This is a genomic window from Pelagimonas varians, from assembly GCF_003208435.1.
GTDB lineage: Bacteria > Pseudomonadota > Alphaproteobacteria > Rhodobacterales > Rhodobacteraceae > Pelagimonas > Pelagimonas varians.
Genome location: NZ_QKMF01000002.1, coordinates 128917 through 149268, shown reverse-complemented (window position 1 = coordinate 149268; position 20352 = coordinate 128917). Strand labels below are relative to the sequence as shown.

The following is a 20352-nucleotide window of genomic DNA, read 5'->3' as shown; positions in this document are numbered from 1 at the left end:
TGATAAAAATCGCATAAGAACTGTTATGTTAAATAAGTCAACAATGTTGACCTACATATGCTCACTTCAAGCCAGCAAACCTCCAAACATCATTCATAAATGACGTTCTGACAGGCACCATCTTTCCACATTGGGACAAGTGCGCCCGTGTTCCATTCGTATAGCCATCCGACAACATCCCGCGTGTCCCGATCAAGGATGAACTTGATTGGTTCTGCATGCAGACGTTGTTTAACTTCTTGGCGAGCGGTCTTCGTAGTTGTTGATAAACTAGGTCGGGTCGATTTGGTCAACGCATTGATAGCAGTTGTCATGATGAAGCCCCCTGAATTTGCGGCGAAGAAATGCCTAAAAATATGGTTTTTGACTTCCGCATTTGGCAGCAGGAAGTACCCGTACTAGTTGTGAATAGAATTTCTGCATAAGCACGACAAAGAACGCAAAATTGCGCAGGGGAACGAAAAATTGCCTCATAACCGCCTGATAAAGAACGGTAAGTATTTTGTTGCACCGCAGAATTTCTCCGGAAACTTCAAGGCGCTTTTTTCCCGCTTGACGGCGGAAGGTGCTGGACGTCCTGTAGATCAGCATGGCTTGGCTGACGGCCCTTGGACTGCGGACCTACTCGTCGAAGCAATTTCGGCCATTGATGTAAATCGTGACGGTATAGATCTGCGGACCGTGCAAGTCTGGTTTCAAGATAATGATCATGGCATCAGTTCCACCAATATCCGTTGGCTGGCACGTATCTTTGGGTGCAACGATCCCGAAGCCGCAAGCCTATGGCAAGCTGAACTGACAGCGGCAAAAGAAAGGCTGACGAACGAGAGAAAAGCGGCAAAGAGGAAGCTGGCAACCGAAGCGTTGGTGGAAGAGACTGAAAACCTCAATGTTCTTACTTTTCCGATACAAGGATTTAGCCTTGCAAGGCGTTCAGAAGCAATTTTTTCTGGGTCTCCGCTAGACTTACCCTCTTCTATTTTTGCAGGGGCTGTCGCGCTTGGGTTTTCGTCATATTTTCTGGGTATTCACAACGTCACCTATGGCGATACGGATGCGACCTTGAAGCAAGTTGGTTTCCTCTGGGCACCAAACTGGACGTTCTTGTTTATGGTCTTCCTGCCGTTGTTTTGTGCGTTCGTCATTGAGCTGATTGTTTTCTGGAAAAATGAAGGCCGTTTGACGTTTTTAACGGAAGCTGAACGAACGAGCAGTGCGGGTGATTGGGCACGTAGGATTAAAGGTTCATCCTACACGTATTGGTCTGTTTTTCTGATATGTATTGGGTTTGCTGGCCTTTTTCAGTGGATAGGTGTTCGCTTTGTGTCGTTATCGAGCGGAGGGGGCGACTACGCTATAGACTGGGGAACATTGGCGCTTGTACGTCCAGACGTCATATCAGTGCCGCAAGCCTTGGCATTCACTGGTTTCGCTTACCTATACATGTGTCTTTGTTTCTATCTGCTATTTGCAGGTCTCATTTTGCACTACACGCTAGCCTACGACCTTTGGGACATTGCCGGCCACTCTGACGTTGCCTCAGAAGAAGACGCTCATGAAGTCAGCCTGAGAGTAATGCGTGGTATATTCCGCTGCACTCTTTTAGGGATCATGGTTGCAACCTGTATGAAGTTACAAAGCTTCTATTTAACGTCGAGCGGATCAAGTATCCTACGTTGGCTGGTTGAGGACATGCTTTCAGTATTGAGGGGATCAGAGGTGTTGAACCCTGAGAATGCATTCCGCAGACCAACACACTACACCAGCTTGTTGGTTACTTTGGCGACATGTACCCCGTTTTTTTATGGTTCCATCAGAATTGGTCTCGGTAGCTCGTTTCATGAAGCTTCGGTGAAAATGACGGCAATCGTTGCACTACTCACCATTGGCTATTTGATGATTGGTGCTTTCGCTGGTTTTTCGATCCTACTTTGTGTCGGATTATTGGTCGCTGTGTACGGCCTCTTCGATCCAGCTTTAGGAAAACGGACAGAGAGCAAACGGAAGGACAATCAGGTTGTATCATAAATGGTTGGATAATTGGGACGAACGGCGGGCGCAGCGCGGCGATGACGTGAAGCATACAGCGGATTTCGAACTTGATGCGGAGGTTGGGTTTTCAGTGGCGACAAATGCAACAGGTATCGCAGAATTTTGCGATCTTGCCGACGCAGCCGTCGCCAATACGACCTTCTACGATGATCCTTGTGGAGACACGCTGGGTTTTGAAATGAATGAAGATTGGATAAAGTTCCCATCGGGCATTTCAACAGACGTCGAAGTAAACAACGTGGTTTGGGCGAAGGTGACAGACAGCGGTTCCCTTGACCACGCTCTAGTGGTTTTTCATCATTGGAACGCGAGTACACGAAACCGCCAAATTGCCAACTTTTTCTCGAAGCGAGGCATCACGGTTGTTGAGATCGCTTTGCCCTACCATTTCGAGCGGAGCCGCCCTAACTCTACTCACGCAGACTACATCCTTAGTCCAAATCTTGGTCGTACAATTCAATCAATGAGACAGGCAGTATGGGATGGTCGAAAGCTCATACGTTGGTTGAAATCAGAAGGATATGGCGAGATTTCGGTTCTTGGTATGAGTTTGGGTTCATGGGTTGCGGGTCTGGTCGCGGCACACGAAAAATCTGTCCGAAAGGCATCGCTATTTCTCACGGCGGGAAGCTTCGCGGATTTTGTATGGACGGGTCGCGCAACCCAAAAGATACGCAAGAGCCTTGAGCTTGAGATTGACTTAGCTAATCTCAGGAGGGCATGGGGTCCAATCAACTTGGAGAATTACGTGGACAGGCTTGCACGGCCTGATCTCGATCTTCATGTTGTTTTGGCTAAGAGAGATACGGTTGTACTGCCAGAGGTATCGAAGAAGTTCATGGTTAGGCTAATAGAAGCTGGAGCAAAACCAAGCATTTTGGAGCTGAATTGCGGTCATTATTCGTTAGCATTACCTCCCCACATCCTCGTTGCTGGATGGGGTTTGAAACGGCTACTTAAGCGCAGCCATTGAGTGATTTTCTGAATCTTATCAATGAGCCGCTTGACGCATTATTGGCCCAAACGGCAAGCATTTCTGACCCAGACCGGACTTTCGCCGCGCGGTTTATGAAGGATCATGATGCGGGACTTAGTGGGCGTTCGCTGCGCGTGCACCAATAGCGGCTTGTTGCGCTTTGCTGACATCAGGACAAGAGTGAAAATCGTATCATTTCTCACTTGGGTTGAGATACGTTCATAGGTGCCCCTTGGGTAATGGGCCTTTTTTCCGACCGCCCTGTTGGGTCTGCTCCCAGGCGCGTGCCAGGATGCCAACTGACCGAGACCGGCAGAACAGTCCACGCGCGAGTGGGGCATCGAAGCCGAGTTCGGCGTAGATTACGGCGGCCGCGCCATCAATGTTCATCGGGATCGGGGCGGGTCTTGATATCTGATGTATGCACCTTTATCCGCAGTGCGAGACTGGCTCAGGCCACACCCTCAGCCCCGTCATATTTTACCTGTGTTTTGAAATAGATGTCGCTGATCTGATCGCAACTGATAACTCCGGTTTTCAGAGGTTTCACCGGATTAGCTCTCCGATTTGACGCCAACGTATTCTGGCAGATAGCGCGGTGGCATTGGCCCTTTGTTCCGGCCGCCCTGCTGCATCTGTTCCCAGCCATGAGACAAGACGCCGACCGAGCGCGCGAGGCAGAACAGTCCACGAGAGAGCGGGGGTGGAAAACCCAGTTCGCAAAAGATAACAGCCGTGGCCCCATCGATATTCATCGCAATCTCAGTACCGCGCTTGCGTCCGATTTCCGCCTGAACCGCTTCACCGATGTCGGCAAACCGCCCATCTACTGTACCCGACTTTGCGGCCTCGCGTACCAACGCCATCAACCGCGGTGCGCGGGGATCGACGGGCTTGTGGAAACGGTGGCCAAAGCCCGAGACAATCTTGCCATATTCCTCACGCCAGGCGGCGATACCGTCGCTGACGGCAGCGTCCTGCTCAGCGCCGTCATCGATCCGTTTGGCAATGTCAAAATAAAGTTCGGCGCATTGTTCACCGGCGCCGCCATGCACGTCACCCAGCATGTTGACCCCGGTGGCTATGACATTGTTGAGCCCCAGCCCGCAGGTCGCGGCCATACGTGCGGCAGCAATCGAAGGCGCTTGTGGACCATGATCCACGCCCGCCACCAGCGCACATTCAAAAAGCGCCGCCTGTTCTGGCGTGGGCATATCGCCCCGCACCATGAGCCAGATCATCTGAGCAAAGCTAACGGAACCTATAAGGTCCTGGATTGGGTGGCCGCGAAAGGCGATCCGTCCTGGAGCCATGTCGATAATTGCGGTGCGCCACCAGTGGCGCATGTCATCGGCATCTTTGGGCTCTGAGGGGGCCGTCATATCGCGCCTTCCTTTTTCAGGCCCGAGATCTGGGCTTTGTCATAGCCAAGTTCGCTCAGGATATCGTTTGTATGTGCGCCCAATGCAGGGGGTGGAGAACCGACGCTAGGGGCCACGCCATCAAGCTTGGCACCGATCCCGACAAGTTGTAGATCCTGCTCGCCAATGCGGTGGGTTTGCAGGAGGCCCCGGTCGGCAAGTTGCGGATGCGCCAGCGCTTCGGGCACTGACCAGACCGGCCCTGTGGGAACGCCCTGCACCGTCAGTCTTTCAACCCACTCATGGGTGGGGGCCGTGGCAAGGGCCGCCTCCAGTTCGGCGGTCAGGGCGGATCGATTGGCCAGTCGGCTCTTTCGGTCGACAAAGCGTGGATCCTGCGCCAGGGCCGGGTTGCCGATGATCTCGCAAAGGGCCTCGAACTGTTCTTGTTTGTTGGCGGCGATGTTCATCACTCCATCAGCGGTTTTGAATGTGCCGGACGGGCTGGAGGTGAAATTATCATTGCCGTTCGGGGTAGGTGTCTTGCTGGCGATCAGATGGTTCGAGACCACCCAGCCCATTGTTGCAATCACGGCTTCCAGCATTGAGACGTCAATAAAAGTGCCGCGATCTTCGGCCTTATTGGCCAGGGCCGCTGCAACGGCAAAGGCAGCCGTCATACCTCCGATGGTGTCGGCCATCGGGTAGCCCACCCGGTAGGGGGCGGTGTTGGCATCGCCAGTGATCGACATCACGCCACTCATTCCCTGTACGATCTGGTCATAAGCGGGCAGTTTCGCCAGCGGGCCATCCTGACCGAACCCGGAGATAGCACAATAGACAAGACGGGGGTTTTCGCGGGCCAGCGTATCATAGTCAAGGTTCAAGCGTGCCATCACCCCGGGACGGAAATTCTCGACCAGGACATCGGCCTTTTGCACCAACTCCTTCAGGATACGTTTTCCGGATGCAGATTTCAGATTCAGGGTGATTGACCGTTTGCCAGGATTTTGCGCCAGAAAGGATACGCCCATCAGATCGGCGTTGCGCGCGGGATCAGCCCCAAGCTGGCGCGCAAGATCACCGGTGCCCGGTGTTTCGACCTTGATCACGTCGGCACCCATATGCGCCAGTTGATGGCAGCAGAACGGACCGGCCAGCACATTGGTCAGATCAAGAATGCGAATGCCCTTCAAAGGTGCCTGCGTCATTGTCCGCGCCCCTCGTGTACAACCTTGGCTGCAGTGAAAAACTCGCGGCAATAGCTGCCTTTTTCCGGAGCGCCATAGGATGATCCTTTTCGGCCGGTAAATGGCGCGTGGAAATCCATGCCTGCCGTGGGCAGGTTGACCTGTATCATGCCTGACTCGGCGTTCTGCGAGAAATGGTCGATCTTGGCGGCATCCCGCGAGACGATGCCTGCTGACAAACCGAATTCGCAGTCGTTGGCGGTGGCAAGGGCGGCGTCATAATCCGGTACGCGCAACACGGCAGCGATTGGGCCAAAGATCTCGTCACGGGCCACTGCGGCCTGTGGGGACACATCCGTAAACAGGGCTGGAGCAAAGTAATGTCCGGGCGTTTTGGATTCGACTTCACCGCCACCTGCGGCAAGTGTCGCGCCGTCATCCACAGCTTGAGAAACGTATCGTTTGTCGATAGCCAGCTGCGCCTCACTGGCCACCGGGCCAATCTGGGTATCTGCTGCACGTGCATCACCGATCCTGAGGTCTTTCATTGCCGTACAAAGACGGTCGACAAATGCGTCGTGAATTCCCTCAGTCACGATCAGGCGGGAGGAGGCCGTGCATCGTTGGCCGGTTGAGAAAAAGCTGCCCTGTAATGCGCAGTGAACCGCCAGATCCAGATCCGCGTCATCCAGCACAATCAATGGGTTCTTGCCCCCCATTTCAAGCTGCATTTTGGCCCCGCGGGCGAACAGCGCTGCCCCCATATTGCGTCCAACAGGTGTGGAGCCGGTGAACGTGACCCCAGAAACCTTAGGGTGTGTAACGATCGCCTCCCCGACCTCGCGGCCTTTGCCCATCACAAGGTTGAACACACCGTCGGGCAGGCCTGCACGGGCAATGATGTCGGACAACATCCAAGCCGATCCGGGCACCAGTTCGGCAGGTTTGAACACGACCGTATTGCCATAGGCCAGAGCGGGCGCAATTTTCCATGCCGGGATAGCCAGCGGGAAATTCCATGGTGTGATCACGCCCACGACGCCAATTGGCTCGCGCAAAACCTTGAGTGACACACCTTCGCGCAGAGATTGGTAGATATCGCCGGTCGTGCGATAGGCCTCGGCTGCGAAGTATTTGAACAGATGTCCGGCGCGATGCGCTTCCGCCTTGGCCTCGGGCAGGGTTTTGCCTTCTTCGCGGGCCAGCATGTCGCCCAGCTCGTCCACACGGGCGAGGATTTCCGACCCGATGCGATCCAGGGCTTCGAATCGTATCAGGGGCGATGCCGCGCGCCATTTCGGAAAGGCGGCAGCCGCGGCTTCGATCGCTTGGGCGGTCTGGTCGGCACTGGCCTGAGCATAATCGCCAATCGTGTCGTTCAGGTCCGAGGGGTTGATATTGGTCGCGGCACCGCGGCCAGCGGCCCATGTTCCGGCGATATAATTGGGGAACAGATTGACAGTCATAGAACTTCCTCAAGAACGGGTCGCCATCCGATATCTTCATGCCGGTGGTCCACAGTATTGACGTAAAAATAGGTTGGGCCATGATAGCCCCGGCATGCCCGTCCGTCCGCGCGGTGGGCGACAGGTTCGACCGTCCAGCTGACTGCCCCGAACCAGTTCCACAATTTGTTGTGTGCGGAATTCAGATGATCCGGGCTAAGCGGCTTTGCACTGTTGGTCGGGTCCGGCTGAGGCGCGCTCAAGGCGCCGCCACCGCCCACCAACGCATCCCACTCATTGGGCCCGGTCGCACCAAGGTAAGGGTCATCATGGGGCGTATCACCACCGGTCAGCAACCGGCAGCGAAACGGCTTGCCATCAATCGACACCTCTGTGCCAAAGACATAGCCGGCATCATCCAGATCTTGCCAGCTGACGCGGCTCATAAGCATCCGGTCGGCCACCAGATACCGGGTACCTCCCTGCTGAAACACATGCCAGTTCAGGCGCTCTGAAGGGTCCTGGGGGCTGTCTGTGAGAGCCCAGTTGTTCCAGTCAGGATCACGCTCGAATTCCGGGAGGTTGCCGGGTTGCAGACCCTCGTATGGACAAAGCGCTGCTAGATCCGTGATCCAGGGGCGGGTTGCCGGAGCAAGGATCTGTCCTGCATGTGATAACCCACCCAGCTGCCAGGTTCCGATATATTCCATCATTGTTCTGTCACCGACCTCGTGCGGAAGCGCCGCAGAATCCGGAACAGCATTTCCGCCGCCAGGAATTCCGTGCGCTCTGAGGGATCAAGCGGTGGTGAGACCTCGACAATGTCCAAACCACCCAAGGGGGCCTCGGCCAAACCATCCAGCAAATCATAATACTGACGAGGTGTAACGCCGCTGTGCACGATAGACCCTGTGCCGGGCAGGTAACCGGCGTCCATCGCATCAATGTCAATGGTCAGATAAAGTTCGTCGCACCCCTGCATGGCGTGAGCAAGCGCCTGGTGCATGACCTCTGCCGCGCCCATTTCATGCACGTCACTGGACGAAAACACCCGACCACCCTGTTTTTCGATCAGGTCCAGATCGCCGCCATCAACCCAGCCCGCGATGCCGATCCAGACCATATTGGATACATCAACGTTGGGCAGTTCAGAAATCCGGCGGGCATTGGTCGCGTGATTGTGGCTGCCCCATGCGCCCAGCCGGTCGGAGAAATCCAGATGACCGTCGATCTGGATATACCCAAAGCGCGCGTCAGGCGCGCGTTTGGCCAGCCCGCGTGAATACCCCAGACAAGCCGGATAACTGTTATAATGATCACCGCCCAGTGCCAATGGAATCGCGCCTGCGACAGTCAGCCCTTCGGTCATTGCGGCGATGGCTTCGGTCGTTGCATCAACATCTTGCGCTGTGATCTCGGCGTCTCCGCAGTCGACCAACCAATCGGTTGCAGGCACAGTACGGCGGCTTGTGTCAGGATCAATGCTGGGCCCCTGCGGGCGTATGGATTGCAGAAGAGTTGTCGCCCTGCGCAGTGCTTCGGGGCCGAACCTTGTGCCAAGACGGCTGGAATGTGTCCAGTCGCTCGGCATGCCCACCACGCCGATCTGGTCCGCGTGGGCGTCGGCCACGTCGCGCAAAGGCCCATCAAACAGCCGGTATCCCGGTTGAGCCAAGGGCGGGTGGAATGTCGTAATCGCTGCAGTCATGTCAGTACATTTTCCTCTGAAGTTTGGCTGCTCGGATGATCGATCCCAAATCCAAGACGCGCGTAGATGAATGCCAGAAGGGCCGTGACCATAAGGCGTTGGCCAACCTTCACCACGCCCATTCCGGGCCTGTTCGGGTTCAGGCCAGTCAACATAATGACGCTGACCTCGTGCTGTCCCAAAAGCTCAAGCCATTGCACCACTGTATCAAGATCGCAGCCCCCCAACCGAGGCTGATCACAAAGCGCGCTGAGCGATGTTTCAAACACGGACAGATCAAACCGCACAAACAGCGGCTTTGATACATCTCGCCACCTGGAAAACGCTGCGAGCTGTGCGGTAGTACCCAAAGAGCAGGTCGTGCCCTTCCCATTCGGCAAGGGCGCTACATGAAAATCGCGCGCATCATGTGGCGTACCGCCAAGCTGCGCAGTCTGACAATTGAGGAGCGCGCTCTGCACTGTCTCCGACAAGCGATCCGACCCGCCCAATATTACGGCACAGGCACCGTTGCGGCTGATCTGACGCGTTGCCGCCCTCAACGCCGCGTGGATCTCGTCCTCGGACCCCGGCGATACATCTCCGAGGTCACAGAGCCGCTCATGCAGACCGTCGGTCGATATGTCTTGTCGTGCATCAATATCAACCGGGTGGCTGAATTGTGGGTTTGCATGCCAGCCAAAATAGACCGAGGTTTCGCGCAAGGCGCGCGGCGCCAGGGATTGCCCGGCAAATGGTGCGCTGGTGTCTTCAAACGGGACGCCCAGCACCGCCAGATCGCCGGGTCTGACATCACTGATTGTTTTGGTCTGAGCGCGCATGAACGACAGATGCCCTGCCATGCGCGGCAATGGGGCTGAACGTAAAGGCATCAGCCTGCTCCTTTCTCAAGGCGGTCAGACACCTCCCGCAAGATCGCCAGTGCGGCGCGGACTTCCGTGCTGCCACGATTGTCCAGTGCCGGGGCAAGCCCGTAAATTGCTGCGGCGATTACGTTGCCTGGGGTGGCGACAATCTGCGCGGCCATCTGTGCGGGTGACAGCCCAGCCAGGCGGTGCGGGTGCGACACCCAATTGGCCGCCAGCTCTTGTAAATCCACAGACAGGATAACCGGTTGTACGTTGGGCAGATTGCCCGCAATGCCCCCGGTCACCTCAATGACAGGAACATCCGCCCCTGTGACCTGTCGTGCAGCGGTACCAAGCGCCTTTAGGCCGCTGGAATCGCCGCCAACCAGCACCAGTCGCGCACCGGTTTCCAGAACCGCCACACATTGCGAAACCACTGCGGAAAAATGCTTGTCCGGCTCAAGCGGAAATACATTCACATCCCCCAGGTCAATGGCATTTGCGGGGGCTTTTCCGTGTCCGGAGGCATATCGCAGCTGCCTTGCGAGATAGCGTTGCTCTGCTGCTGGTCGGCTGAGGTTGTCACAAAAATACCCTGCTATCGCGACCTGCCCAGGCACGAGGTCTTCTAGATCGCCAACAGGCACGCCCAGAAAACTGGGGATCGTGTCAAACTGAATTTGCGCCGCATCACCCATGACGCAATGCCGCGTTCAGGGTTTCGATGGCCGCCAATTCCGACATGCCCCGCGTGTCGAGGGCAGGCGCAAGGCCGGTTATCACAATGGCATGCCAACTGCAGGACATTGCGCCGATGACGGAAACCAACGTTTCGGGTTTCATCCCGCCGGGATTGAGGCCGACAGCACCGGCTGCATGCCCCAGATCAATGACCGATAAGTCGATCCAGAGAACGGCGCGCTCGGGTACATCAAGAGTGTTGGCCTGCACCTCATCCAACTGCCGGGCGGTACGCCAATCCATCATGCGCTGGCTGATCTGATCCCAAACGTCGGCAGGTTGCTCGCCGTTCAAACCCACCCAGGTCGTGTTTGACGGGCGTTCTATGAGATCACGTCGAGCCAGTGGCATGGCCGCGACGACGGGCCGGTCCGGAAAGGCCGCCAGTACAGCCGAGGCAACATCAGACGCGCCTCCCAGGACAACTGGCACAACGTCGCGATCCGCCATTTGTGTCACAAGCTGCATTAATACGCCCAACCAATCACCGGACAGGTCCAGATTTCCCAGATCCCGACCATTTACAGGCAGGCTAGTCCCAAGCTGCCCGGTCATCTTGCGCAGCGCATCCGGTGCCAGAGAGGCGCCGTAACGCGGCCCGCTATCGACTTCGCTTGGAACACCCAAAAGCCCGACAGATCCTGCATCGCATTGCGAAACCTTGCCAAATGGCAGGCCGGCATAACCGTTTGTTATCATTTGTTTCTGCGCACTAATCATTGCCAGATGCCTTCATTATTTGCGATTTCCAATTGCGTTCAAACCAGCTATAAAAAGTGACGAATTTGCGTCGAAAGGTCTGCCGATGACTGACAAGCCCCGAACCCCGGACACAACAGGTGGTGTCGAAGCGGTTGAACGCGCATTGCGTGTGCTGGACTGCTTTGAGCCCGGCGATGCGGGTCTGTCTCTGAAAGAGGTTGCGGACCGCAGTGGTGTCAACAAAGCGACAATCCTGCGCTTGAGTGTCTCGCTTGAAAAGTTTGGCCATATCACGCGAGACGCTGAAGGCTTGTTTCACCTCGGCCCGTCTTTGTGGCGTTTGGGGTCTGTATTTCGTCAGAACCTGCGCATGGGGCCTATTGTGCGCCCGGTGCTGGCCAACCTGGTGAACGCAACGGGGGAAAGCGCCTCGTTTTATGTGCAGCGCGGCAATTCTGGCGTGTGCCTCTACCGCTTCAATTCGCACAGGCTTGCGCGGGATCATATCGAAGAGGGCGAGATCATTCCGCTGAGCATGGGCTCGTCGGGCCGGGTGCTGGATGCCTATACTATTCGGCAAGGCAAACAGGCCACCAACATCCGAAAGGCTGGGTATTACCTCAGCCTTGGTGAACGTGATCCGGACGTCGCTGGATTGTCTGCTCCGGTTCTTGGGCTTGAAGGCGAGTTGCTGGGGGCTGTGAGCCTGTCGGGATTGCGCGTTCGCTTCAGCGAAACCGTTGTCGAAGGCTATCGCACTGCAGTTCTTGATGCCGTCCGCCAGATCCGGGTTAAGTTTGGCGAAAGATAAGGAACGCATCATTTGTCAGCATTCTTGCTGCGGCCAATCAACTGAACGCCGATAAGCATCCCAACCGACACGACAATCAGGCAGGTAGAGATTGCTGCAATGGTCGGATCAAGCTGATCGCGCAGGGAGTTGAACATGCGGCGGGTAATTGTCGCATTTTCCCCGCCCGAGACCAGCATCGAAATCACCACCTCGTCTAGCGACGTGATGAAGGCCAGAAAGGCCCCTGTCTGGATCGAGAATTTGACTTGCGGAACGGTCACCGTCCACAACGCATATGCCCGCGATGCCCCAAGGCTACGCGCTGCCAATTCCTGATCGAAATCATAATTTTGCAAGCCCGACATCACGGTCACGATCACAAAGGGCAACGCCAGTGCGGTATGGGCGATCACAATTCCGGTAAGCGTGTAATTGAGCCCCAGCTTTGCATAAAGGCTGAACACGCCTACGGCGATCAGGATCACCGGTACGACAATGGGCATGATCACGAGGATTTGCGCGGTGCTCCTGATACGTGGGGTGGAACAATGCAGGCCATAGGCACAAAGTGAGCCTAAAGGCGTCGCAATCGCCGTGGTCAACACCGCCGCTATTAGGGACGTCTTCGTGGCGCTCATCCATTCCGGGGAAGTGAAATAGGTCTCGTACCAGCGAAACGAAAACGACGTAGGCGGGAACTCCAGAAATGAGGCACCCGAAAACGACATCGGGATAACAATAAGCGTGGGTAGGATCAGAAAGAACAGCACCGCAATGCCAACTACCATCAGCCACAGACCATCTATTTTTCGTTGTCCAACTTGTTCCATGTTCAGATCCTTAGCGCATGAAGAGTTTGTCGAGGCCGAAGACACGGTTCATCAGCCAGATCATCGCCAGTGCCAGCAGCAGCAGGACAACGCCCAAGGCGGATGCCGCACCCCAATTGGAATAGACTGTGATGGTACTTTCGATCCGCTGTGCAAGCATCTGCACCTTGCCGCCGCCCAGCAAAGCAGGTGTGACGAAAAACCCAAGAGACAGGATGAAGACCAGCACGATACCGGCAAAAAGGCCCGGTAGGGACATCGGGAAAAACACCCGCCAGAATGCCCCACGCGGACTGGACCCCAGCCCAACGGCCGCCCGGACGAGGTCGGTGTCAACGCCACGCATCGTGGCATAAAGTGGCAAAACCAGAAACGGCAGCATGATATGCACCATGCCAATGATTGATCCCGTGAGGTTGTGCGCCAGCTGCAGCGGTTCCTGGATTACGCCGAGCTTCATCAGCGACGAATTTATGACTCCATTACGCTGCAACAGCACCAGCCAGGCGTATGTACGCACCAGAACCGACGTCCAGAATGGAACCAGCACGAAAACCATCAGAATGGCAGCTGTTCTGTCCGGTACCTTGGTCAGCCAGTAACACAGCGGATATCCGAGAAGGACACAGATCACCGTCACAGCAATGGTGATCTGAAAGGTGACAACAAAGGTCCGCCGATACAAAGCACTTTCAAAGATACGCGCATAGTTCTCCATGCTCAGCTCGCCCGCCGCATTGTAAAACGAGAGCGAAGACAGCCAGAAAATTGGCAGGAACACGACAATTAGAATCGCGAGAACCGCGGGCATCGAAAGCCCCAAAAACGTCAGGCTTTCACGGCGTTCTTCGGATTTGAGCGTACTTGCGTTCTGAAGCGTCTGAGCAGCCCCGTTGAGCTCAGCGACGCTCATGATACATGTTCCGGTACGATGATCGTGTCTTCGGGATGCAGGGCAAGGCCAATTTGCTCTCCCTTGGAAGGCAGCCCAGTCTGGCCAGCGCGATTGGCAGGGACGCGTACGTTAATCTCACCTGCGTTGTCGTTCTGAACGATAACCAGCACACTGTCGCCTTGATAAATGATGTCGTTGACCCGGCCGGATAAATCATTGGCAGTTTCAGGCACAGCACCTGAGGTGACCTCCAGCAACTCAGGCCGGATAACCAAGCGATGACCACCACTTCCCTGTGCAATGGGCAAATCAGATTTCAGCACACTTTCGCCAAGGTGCGCCCGATCGTTGGCCACCTTCACTGGTGCCGACATGGATTCACCGACAAAATCCGCCACAAAGAAACTGTGAGGCTGGCGATACAGCCGCTCAGGTGTCTCTACCTGCTCGATCCGCCCATGATTGACCACTGCAATCCTGTCTGACATCGTCAGGGCTTCGCGTTGGTCGTGGGTTACATATACTACGGTCGCATCCAATTTTTGATGGAGCGCCTTCAATTCAATCTGCATATGTTCGCGCAGTTTTTTGTCGAGCGCGGACAGAGGCTCATCCATCAGGATGATCTGCGGCTCGAAAACCATGGCGCGGGCCAGAGCCACGCGCTGTCGTTGGCCGCCAGACATTTGGGTGATGCGCCGATCCCCATAGCCGCCAAGCTGTACGGTATCCAGCGCACGCTCGGCGCGGGTCTTTTGATCGCTTTTGGAAACGCCACGGATTTTCAGTGGGTAGGCGACGTTCTCAGCCACGGTCATGAATGGAAACAACGCATAGCTTTGAAAGACCATGCCAAGGCCGCGTTTATGCGGCGGTGTCGCGATCATTTCGCGATCGCCGAACCGGATCGACCCGCCATCAGGGCGTACAAATCCGGCCAGTGCCATCAGGAGTGTCGTTTTGCCCGAGCCCGATGGCCCAAGCAATGTCAGGAATTCGCCTGCAGCAATATTCAGCGACACATCATCAAGTGCTTTGACCGCTCCATAGGCCTTGCTGAGGCTGGATATATCGATGGGAAGGGATTGGTTGGCAGAGGACATGCTGGCTCCTAACTTGAAAATGGGCGCAGTGCACATTGCGCTGCGCCCAATTGGTTTACTGCTGGATCAGCGTGTCAAACTCTTCAGTCAACTCACCCAGCTGGCCGATGTAAAAGTTCGGGTCGACCAGAAGCTGCTTGTCGTAGTTGCTGGGATGCGTGTTGACCGACAAAGCCTGCTCTCCCGAGATAATGCCGGTGTCGAATGCACCCGTGTTCACCGGGCCCAGCGGCATCGTAACCGCCAACCGCGCCTGCGCTTCGGCACTGAGCAATTCATTGATCAGGCGCATCGCATTCTCGACGTTTGGCGCGCCTTTGGGCACCAGCAGGCAATCGACATCCATCGTGCCACCATCGAATGCATAGGCGACATCAATGCCGGACTCGATCACACTCTCCACGCGGTTATGGCCCATATGGATCACGTCCACCTCACCATCACGCAACAATTGTGCAGACTGAGAACCGCCACGATACCAAACGGTGACTTCGGGTGCGATTTCTCCCAGTTTGGCCCAGGCGCGCGCCATGCCCTCATCCGTGGCCAACACATCGTAGACTTCCGCCATAGGCACACCATCGGCCATTAAGGCAGCCTCAAGGTTGTAGTTCACCTTGCCGTGCATGCCGCGATTGCCGGGGAAGTTTTCCAGATCCCAGAACTCGGCCCAGTTGGATGGTCCGGCTCCGTCAAAGGCGTCGGTGCGATAAGCAATCACTTTGGTGAAGTTGATGAAGCCGATGTAGTTTTCATGGATCAGCTCTTCAGGGATACCCGTTGTGTCAACGATCGAATAATCAATCGGCTCAAGTTTGCCTTCTCGGCTGAGTGTTTCGCACGAGGGCAAGTCCTGCTCTGTTACATCCCAAGCGACAGCACCCGCTGTGATCTGTGCGCGCACGTCCTGAATGCCGTTTGTCGTGTCTTCCTTGACCGTGACGCCCAATGTGCTGGCGGCAGGTTCTAGCATTGCTGAGCGTAAAGCATCCTGAAATGATCCACCCCAGGACGCAAACACCACTTCGCCTTCTGCGTAGGCTGGCGCAGCAATGGCCAGACTACCGGCTACGAGGCCCATGGTGAGCGTCAATTTTACGTTATCTTTCATCGTGTCAGGCTCCTCCCTAACTGTTGGTTGGCTTGTGGGTCTGCGACATGAGCGACCCGTTCCCTTTATTTTTACGTTTCACTGAGCAAAACGTCATTTCATTTCATCTAATGCCAATGCTGAAAATGGTCAAGGGTTCATTTGCATCTAAGGATCGACCTTCCCGCATTCGGCGTCGGAGAGCCGGGCAAAACGCCGTGTTTCGCCTTTATGCTCAATGTCCATCTCGCTTGGGTCTTGGGCATCTGGTATCGAAAGCGAACTTTCCCTGCCTCAAGTTCTTTGCCACCGAGCGAGGCTATTAAGGGGATTAGACGGAAGGCCATCTCTCATTCACATACCGTTGGTTGGCAAATTTGAATGGCAGCTTAGTAACTGTTTGCGCTAGTTGATCCCGACCGCAGCATTATGCACTTTGGGCTCGAAGGAGACATCCGACGCTTTCAGTCGGATATTTTTGAGGTTCGGTGCGTCGGACGGCAACTCAGCGGGACAAAGCTGCCGTTGGGTTGCTGGGTGCCAGTGTCTGCAATCAACCCAAACCGGACATTGATGCGATGCAATGATGCCGCAGTTGAAGCCCGCGTTGTCGACATATCGCAACTGCGACAAGAACTTGGCTACCACGAACTCTCACAATGCGGGGCGTGCAGGTCTTTGCGGCTGCTTAACCCACGGCTACTTCCAGTGCTTGGCAACGTTGAAGTTCGACTAAGGCAACACCGACCGAAATGCTGTCATCATCAAAGCGTTCTTCGGAGTCATGCCGTTAGACGGCGGTTGCCTTTACGGTGTCTACGAACCTTTTAACTGTGTCAGAGTTTCCTGCTTTGCGGAACGCGACGTAGAGGTCGATTTGGTTTTTGCAGGGTTCGAACGGCACGAAGGAAACCCCAGGAGGGGCGATATTCTTGACCCAATCCGGAACCAACGAAATCCCAAGGCCTTGGGCCACGAACTGCAGCAAAGTGGACTTATCGATGATCTCACAAACAATATTGGGTTGTGCGCCAATCTCACGAAAACCGCTCCACAACGCCTCGTGCAGGATCGGGCGGGCGTGCTTGGGATACCCCACGATCGGTTGGTCAGCGATATCAGATGCAGACAGCGAAGCGGAACCAGCAAGCGGGTTGGTATCGGCAAGGACCACGACGATTGGCTGACCATGCAAAAGTTGGCTGGTAATGAATTCATCTTCCTGAGGTGTCCTCACAAACGCCACGTCAGTGCGATGGGCGATCAATTCTTGCGAATGTTGCTCTGAGGATGAGATCTCTAACACCTGCACATGGACCTTTGGATCAGTCTCTCGAAAGGCAATAAGAACCTTGGGCAACAACATCGAGATTGCCTCATCGACGCCACTCACCCGGACATGACGTAGGTCAGACTCAGCAGTGTGACGCACGTTTGAAACCGACTTTTCGATATCAGCTAGAATTCGTTTGGCGTCCTGAACGAATTCCGATCCGGCTTGGGTCAGGCTGACTTGGCGGGTTGTTCTGAAAAACAGCCGGGCGCCAAGCTCGTGCTCCAACGCAGAGACCCGTTCAGACAAAGCAGATTGGCTGAGCCCCAAACGTTCGCCCGCGCGTCGGAAGTGGAGTTCTTCCGCGACGGCAACAAAACATTCCAGCTGTCTGATGTCCAAACTGTTCCCCTTATCTGATGACGCTGACCCGCATTGTGTCGCTCAACCGAGCCTCAAATGCGCGGATCGCGTCCACATACTCTAGCGAGTCCATGGTATCATCGCGACCACGGATCAAGGCTGTTTGGGTGGCGTCGTCCATTTCGAACGGGGCCTTAAAGTCACCGGCCGTGATCGTTCGTGTTTCGAGATCAATCGAAATTTCGCCACCGTTTGCATCGCTGGCAAGCTGCAAGAGATCGCCCTGGGTCTCAGAGGAAACGATTGGCAATGCCAGACCGTTCTTGCGGGCATTGTCGTAGAATATCCCCGCAAAACTCGTGCCGATACAGGCATCAATCCCCAGCTGACGCATGCCCCAGACGGCATGTTCCCGGCTGGACCCACAGCCGAAGTTATCACCGACAACCAAGATATTGGCCGTCGTCCAAGGTTGCTTGTTCAGGATGAAATCTGGGCGCACTTCCCCTTCATTGTCAAATCGCAGATCGGCAAACGTTCCGTCAGCCAACCCCTCTCGGGTAATCGTAATCAAAAACCGTTTGGGCATAATCACGTCGGTGTCGACATTGGCCAGTGACAACGGGGCGGCGATCCCTTTGATCGTCTTTTTCATTTGCTTGTCTTTCGTGTAAAGTCTCGTACATCGGCGAGATGACCCGTGACGGCGGCCGCTGCGACCATGGCCGGTGACATCAGATGGGTGCGTGCGCCGCGACCCTGACGGCCTTCGAAATTCCTGTTGGTGGAAGAGGCGACGCGCTCGCCGTCCATTGCAATGTCGTCGTTCATCGCCAGACACATGGAACAGCCTGCTTCTGGTCGCCATTCAAAACCTGCGGCCTCAAAGATGGCACGTAAGCCTTCGGCTTCGGCCTTGAGGCGCGTCATGGCAGACCCTGGCACAACGATGGCTTCGACGCCTGTCGCCACATGTCGGCCTTCCAGTATTTTGGCGGCCTCTCGCAGGTCTTCGATACGAGAATTGGTGCAGGACCCGATGAACGCTGTGTCGATTTCTATCGACTGGGCCGATTGCCCTTCAGACAAGCCCATATACTGCAACGCACGGCCCAACGCCGCCTTGTCTTTGGGGGACACATAGTCCGATCCGCTTGGCACACGTGCGGTGATGGGCACCGATTGGTCCGGACTGGTGCCCCATGTGATCAGGGGTACGATTTCGGCACCTGTGATGGTGAATTCTTTATCAAAGACCGCAGCCTCATCGCTGGCCCAATTCTCGCCAATGAATTCGAACTGACCGCTGTGGGGATGCCCCTGCAATGCGGCCGCGGTAACGTCATCCGCAGCGATCAAGGCCGCACGAGCGCCCAATTCCACGGCCATATTGCAAACGGTCATGCGCCCCGCCATGTCGAGATTGCTAATAGCGGACCCCGCGAACTCTACAGCATATCCATTGGCCCCACCTGCGCCGACGACCTGCACGACCTTCATGATGATGTCCTTTGCGGTCCCACCAAGCGCGATGTCCCCGTCAACGGTGACGCGCATGGTTTTCATGCGTTTGTAGCGCAGGGTTTGGGTGGCGAGCACATGTTCGACCTCGGAGGTCCCTATCCCAAAGCCCAGTGCGCCAAATGCCCCATAGGTGGTGGTATGGCTATCGCCGCAAGCAATCAGCATACCCGGCGCGACAAGCCCCTGTTCGGGAACAATGACGTGCTCGATCCCCTGCCGTGGATCGCCAAGTCCGTAAAAAGCGATGCCTTGTTTGGTACAGTTGGCTTCCAGATTGTCGATCAGCAGCTTAGAGGCTGCATCATGCGGCTCACTGCTTCGAGTCGCGTTAACATGATCGACGACCGCCAAATGCGCCTCTGGTCGCCAAACCGTCAGGTCCTTTGTGTCGAGCCCCGAAAAGGCCTGCGGGCTGGTGTATTCATTCATGATGTGAAAATCGACATAGATCAGCATGTCGCCATCGGGCAGATCGCAGACCTTATGGGCGTCGACCAGTTTGTCATAGAGTGTCAGGCTCATTCGGCAACCTCCGCATGGATCGGGTTTTGGGCAAAGAAATCGGACATACGCGAGGCGATGTCATCCGGGATTTCTTCGGCCATGTAATGAGTCGCGTCGAGCGCTTCACCCTCAACCCGCGAGGCACGCCTGCGCCAAAGGTCAAGCGCGTCAAAGCACTTTTCAATCACCCCTCGTTTCGCCCAAAGCGTCAGCAAGGGCATGTCGAGTTTTTTGCCCTCGTCCGCGTTGTCATGGTCAATGTCGATGCTGGCGGCAGCGCGGTAGTCTTCGCAGCTTGCGTGAATGGCTTGGGGATCGGAAAAAGCGTCTAGATACTCTGCCAAAGCCTCAGGCGAAAACGGGTTGTTGCCGCCTGCCTGATTAAAACACTTTAGCTTCCAAAATCCTTGCGCGTCTGCACCGATCATTTGTTCAGGCAACGGGCTTGGTTGGGTCAGAAAGAACCAGTGCCAATACGCACGCGCGAACGCGGCTCCGGTTCCCGCATACATTTCGCGGGTCGGTGCAATGTCCAGAAACGACATGGCCGCTACGCGATCGGCATGATCCAGCCCCATCCGATGCGCCACCCGCGCACCCCGATCATGGGCACCAACCAGAAACCTTTTATGCCCCAAACGCTGCATGACAGCGACGATGTCATTGGCCATTGCGCGTTTTGAATATGGCTCATGCGCAGCGTTTGACGCCGGCTTGTCGGACCGACCATACCCGCGCAAATCCGGACAAATGACTTGATAAGAGCGTGCCAGAATTGGCGCCACACCGTGCCACATGGCGGATGTCTGTGGATAGCCATGAAGCAGGACAACCGGTGGTGCCCCTGCAGGCCCCGCGCGGCGGACGAACAGTGTCGCACCATCGCCTTCGATATGGTCTTCCACGAATTCCTGGAACATTTCCGACTCCTTGGGGAAAATACACTTTGTCCAG

General features: G+C 55.7%; 20 protein-coding genes and 1 pseudogene. 3 read left to right on the top strand and 18 right to left on the bottom strand.

Annotation, left to right across the window (positions count from 1 at the left end; all coding sequences use genetic code 11):
- Nucleotides 1–89: 89 nt before the first annotated feature.
- Nucleotides 90–314 (bottom strand): hypothetical protein, encoded by a 225-nt coding sequence (locus C8N36_RS23935; RefSeq protein WP_141467958.1) that lies wholly within the window; start codon nt 312–314, stop codon nt 90–92.
- A gap of 151 nt (nt 315–465) precedes the next feature.
- Here C8N36_RS23935 and C8N36_RS03135 point away from each other — a divergent pair, with 151 nt between their 5' ends.
- Nucleotides 466–2028 (top strand): RcgA family putative transporter, encoded by a 1563-nt coding sequence (locus C8N36_RS03135; RefSeq protein ID WP_245910708.1) that lies wholly within the window; start codon nt 466–468, stop codon nt 2026–2028.
- The gene (locus C8N36_RS03130; RefSeq protein ID WP_097803173.1) at nt 2018–3025 is read left to right on the top strand and encodes an RcgR family putative quorum lactone hydrolase; all 1008 of its coding nucleotides are present in this window, start codon (nt 2018–2020) and stop codon (nt 3023–3025) included. The genes C8N36_RS03135 and C8N36_RS03130 overlap by 11 nt, the downstream gene beginning before the upstream one ends.
- A gap of 222 nt (nt 3026–3247) precedes the next feature.
- Here C8N36_RS03130 and C8N36_RS03125 read toward each other — a convergent pair.
- The 9 genes and pseudogenes from C8N36_RS03125 to C8N36_RS03085 all read right to left on the bottom strand — a co-directional run.
- Nucleotides 3248–3427 (bottom strand): annotated as a pseudogene (locus C8N36_RS03125) (citryl-CoA lyase); the annotation flags it as partial.
- Nucleotides 3428–3582: 155 nt separating this feature from the next.
- Nucleotides 3583–4410 (bottom strand): citryl-CoA lyase, encoded by an 828-nt coding sequence (locus C8N36_RS03120; RefSeq protein WP_097803172.1) that lies wholly within the window; start codon nt 4408–4410, stop codon nt 3583–3585.
- A complete protein-coding gene (locus C8N36_RS03115; RefSeq protein WP_097803171.1) occupies nt 4407–5600 on the bottom strand; it encodes a CaiB/BaiF CoA transferase family protein in 1194 nt (397 codons plus the stop codon). The genes C8N36_RS03120 and C8N36_RS03115 overlap by 4 nt, the downstream gene beginning before the upstream one ends.
- Nucleotides 5597–7045, bottom strand: a complete 1449-nt coding sequence (locus tag C8N36_RS03110; protein ID WP_097803170.1) for an aldehyde dehydrogenase family protein — start codon at nt 7043–7045, stop codon at nt 5597–5599. Before C8N36_RS03110 ends, C8N36_RS03115 begins: the two co-directional genes overlap by 4 nt.
- Nucleotides 7042–7737: a hypothetical protein gene (locus C8N36_RS03105; protein WP_097803169.1), complete on the bottom strand. Its 696-nt coding sequence runs from the start codon at nt 7735–7737 to the stop codon at nt 7042–7044. Before C8N36_RS03105 ends, C8N36_RS03110 begins: the two co-directional genes overlap by 4 nt.
- Nucleotides 7734–8732, bottom strand: a complete 999-nt coding sequence (locus C8N36_RS03100; RefSeq protein ID WP_097803168.1) for an agmatinase family protein — start codon at nt 8730–8732, stop codon at nt 7734–7736. The genes C8N36_RS03105 and C8N36_RS03100 overlap by 4 nt, the downstream gene beginning before the upstream one ends.
- Nucleotides 8729–9604: an arginase family protein gene (locus C8N36_RS03095; RefSeq protein WP_097803167.1), complete on the bottom strand. Its 876-nt coding sequence runs from the start codon at nt 9602–9604 to the stop codon at nt 8729–8731. Before C8N36_RS03095 ends, C8N36_RS03100 begins: the two co-directional genes overlap by 4 nt.
- Complete coding sequence (locus C8N36_RS03090) at nt 9604–10278, bottom strand: arginase family protein (RefSeq protein ID WP_097803166.1); 675 nt, start codon at nt 10276–10278, stop codon at nt 9604–9606. The genes C8N36_RS03095 and C8N36_RS03090 overlap by 1 nt, the downstream gene beginning before the upstream one ends.
- Nucleotides 10271–11020: an arginase family protein gene (locus C8N36_RS03085; RefSeq protein WP_170125784.1), complete on the bottom strand. Its 750-nt coding sequence runs from the start codon at nt 11018–11020 to the stop codon at nt 10271–10273. The genes C8N36_RS03090 and C8N36_RS03085 overlap by 8 nt, the downstream gene beginning before the upstream one ends.
- A gap of 106 nt (nt 11021–11126) precedes the next feature.
- On the opposite strand from C8N36_RS03085, the gene C8N36_RS03080 reads away from it, so the two are divergent.
- Complete coding sequence (locus tag C8N36_RS03080; RefSeq protein ID WP_097803164.1) at nt 11127–11834, top strand: IclR family transcriptional regulator; 708 nt, start codon at nt 11127–11129, stop codon at nt 11832–11834.
- A gap of 8 nt (nt 11835–11842) precedes the next feature.
- Here C8N36_RS03080 and C8N36_RS03075 read toward each other — a convergent pair whose 3' ends face one another.
- The 8 genes from C8N36_RS03075 to C8N36_RS03040 form a co-directional block, all read right to left on the bottom strand.
- Nucleotides 11843–12646 carry an ABC transporter permease gene (locus C8N36_RS03075; RefSeq protein WP_097803163.1) on the bottom strand — a complete coding sequence of 268 codons (804 nt, stop codon included), beginning with the start codon at nt 12644–12646 and terminating at the stop codon, nt 11843–11845.
- A gap of 10 nt (nt 12647–12656) precedes the next feature.
- Nucleotides 12657–13559, bottom strand: coding sequence for an ABC transporter permease (locus C8N36_RS03070; RefSeq protein WP_097803162.1), 903 nt, complete (start codon nt 13557–13559; stop codon nt 12657–12659).
- The gene (locus C8N36_RS03065) at nt 13556–14644 is read right to left on the bottom strand and encodes an ABC transporter ATP-binding protein (protein ID WP_097803161.1); all 1089 of its coding nucleotides are present in this window, start codon (nt 14642–14644) and stop codon (nt 13556–13558) included. The genes C8N36_RS03070 and C8N36_RS03065 overlap by 4 nt, the downstream gene beginning before the upstream one ends.
- A gap of 55 nt (nt 14645–14699) precedes the next feature.
- Nucleotides 14700–15755 carry an ABC transporter substrate-binding protein gene (locus C8N36_RS03060; RefSeq protein WP_097803160.1) on the bottom strand — a complete coding sequence of 352 codons (1056 nt, stop codon included), beginning with the start codon at nt 15753–15755 and terminating at the stop codon, nt 14700–14702.
- Nucleotides 15756–16524: 769 nt separating this feature from the next.
- Complete coding sequence (locus C8N36_RS03055; protein WP_097803158.1) at nt 16525–17409, bottom strand: LysR family transcriptional regulator; 885 nt, start codon at nt 17407–17409, stop codon at nt 16525–16527.
- Between the two features lie 10 nt (nt 17410–17419).
- Complete coding sequence (gene leuD / locus C8N36_RS03050; protein ID WP_097803157.1) at nt 17420–18025, bottom strand: 3-isopropylmalate dehydratase small subunit; 606 nt, start codon at nt 18023–18025, stop codon at nt 17420–17422.
- Nucleotides 18022–19416 (bottom strand): 3-isopropylmalate dehydratase large subunit, encoded by a 1395-nt coding sequence (gene leuC / locus C8N36_RS03045; protein ID WP_097803156.1) that lies wholly within the window; start codon nt 19414–19416, stop codon nt 18022–18024. The genes leuD and leuC overlap by 4 nt, the downstream gene beginning before the upstream one ends.
- Entirely contained in the window at nt 19413–20318 is a 906-nt protein-coding gene (locus tag C8N36_RS03040; protein ID WP_097803155.1) for an alpha/beta fold hydrolase, read from the bottom strand. Before C8N36_RS03040 ends, leuC begins: the two co-directional genes overlap by 4 nt.
- Nucleotides 20319–20352 lie beyond the last annotated feature (34 nt).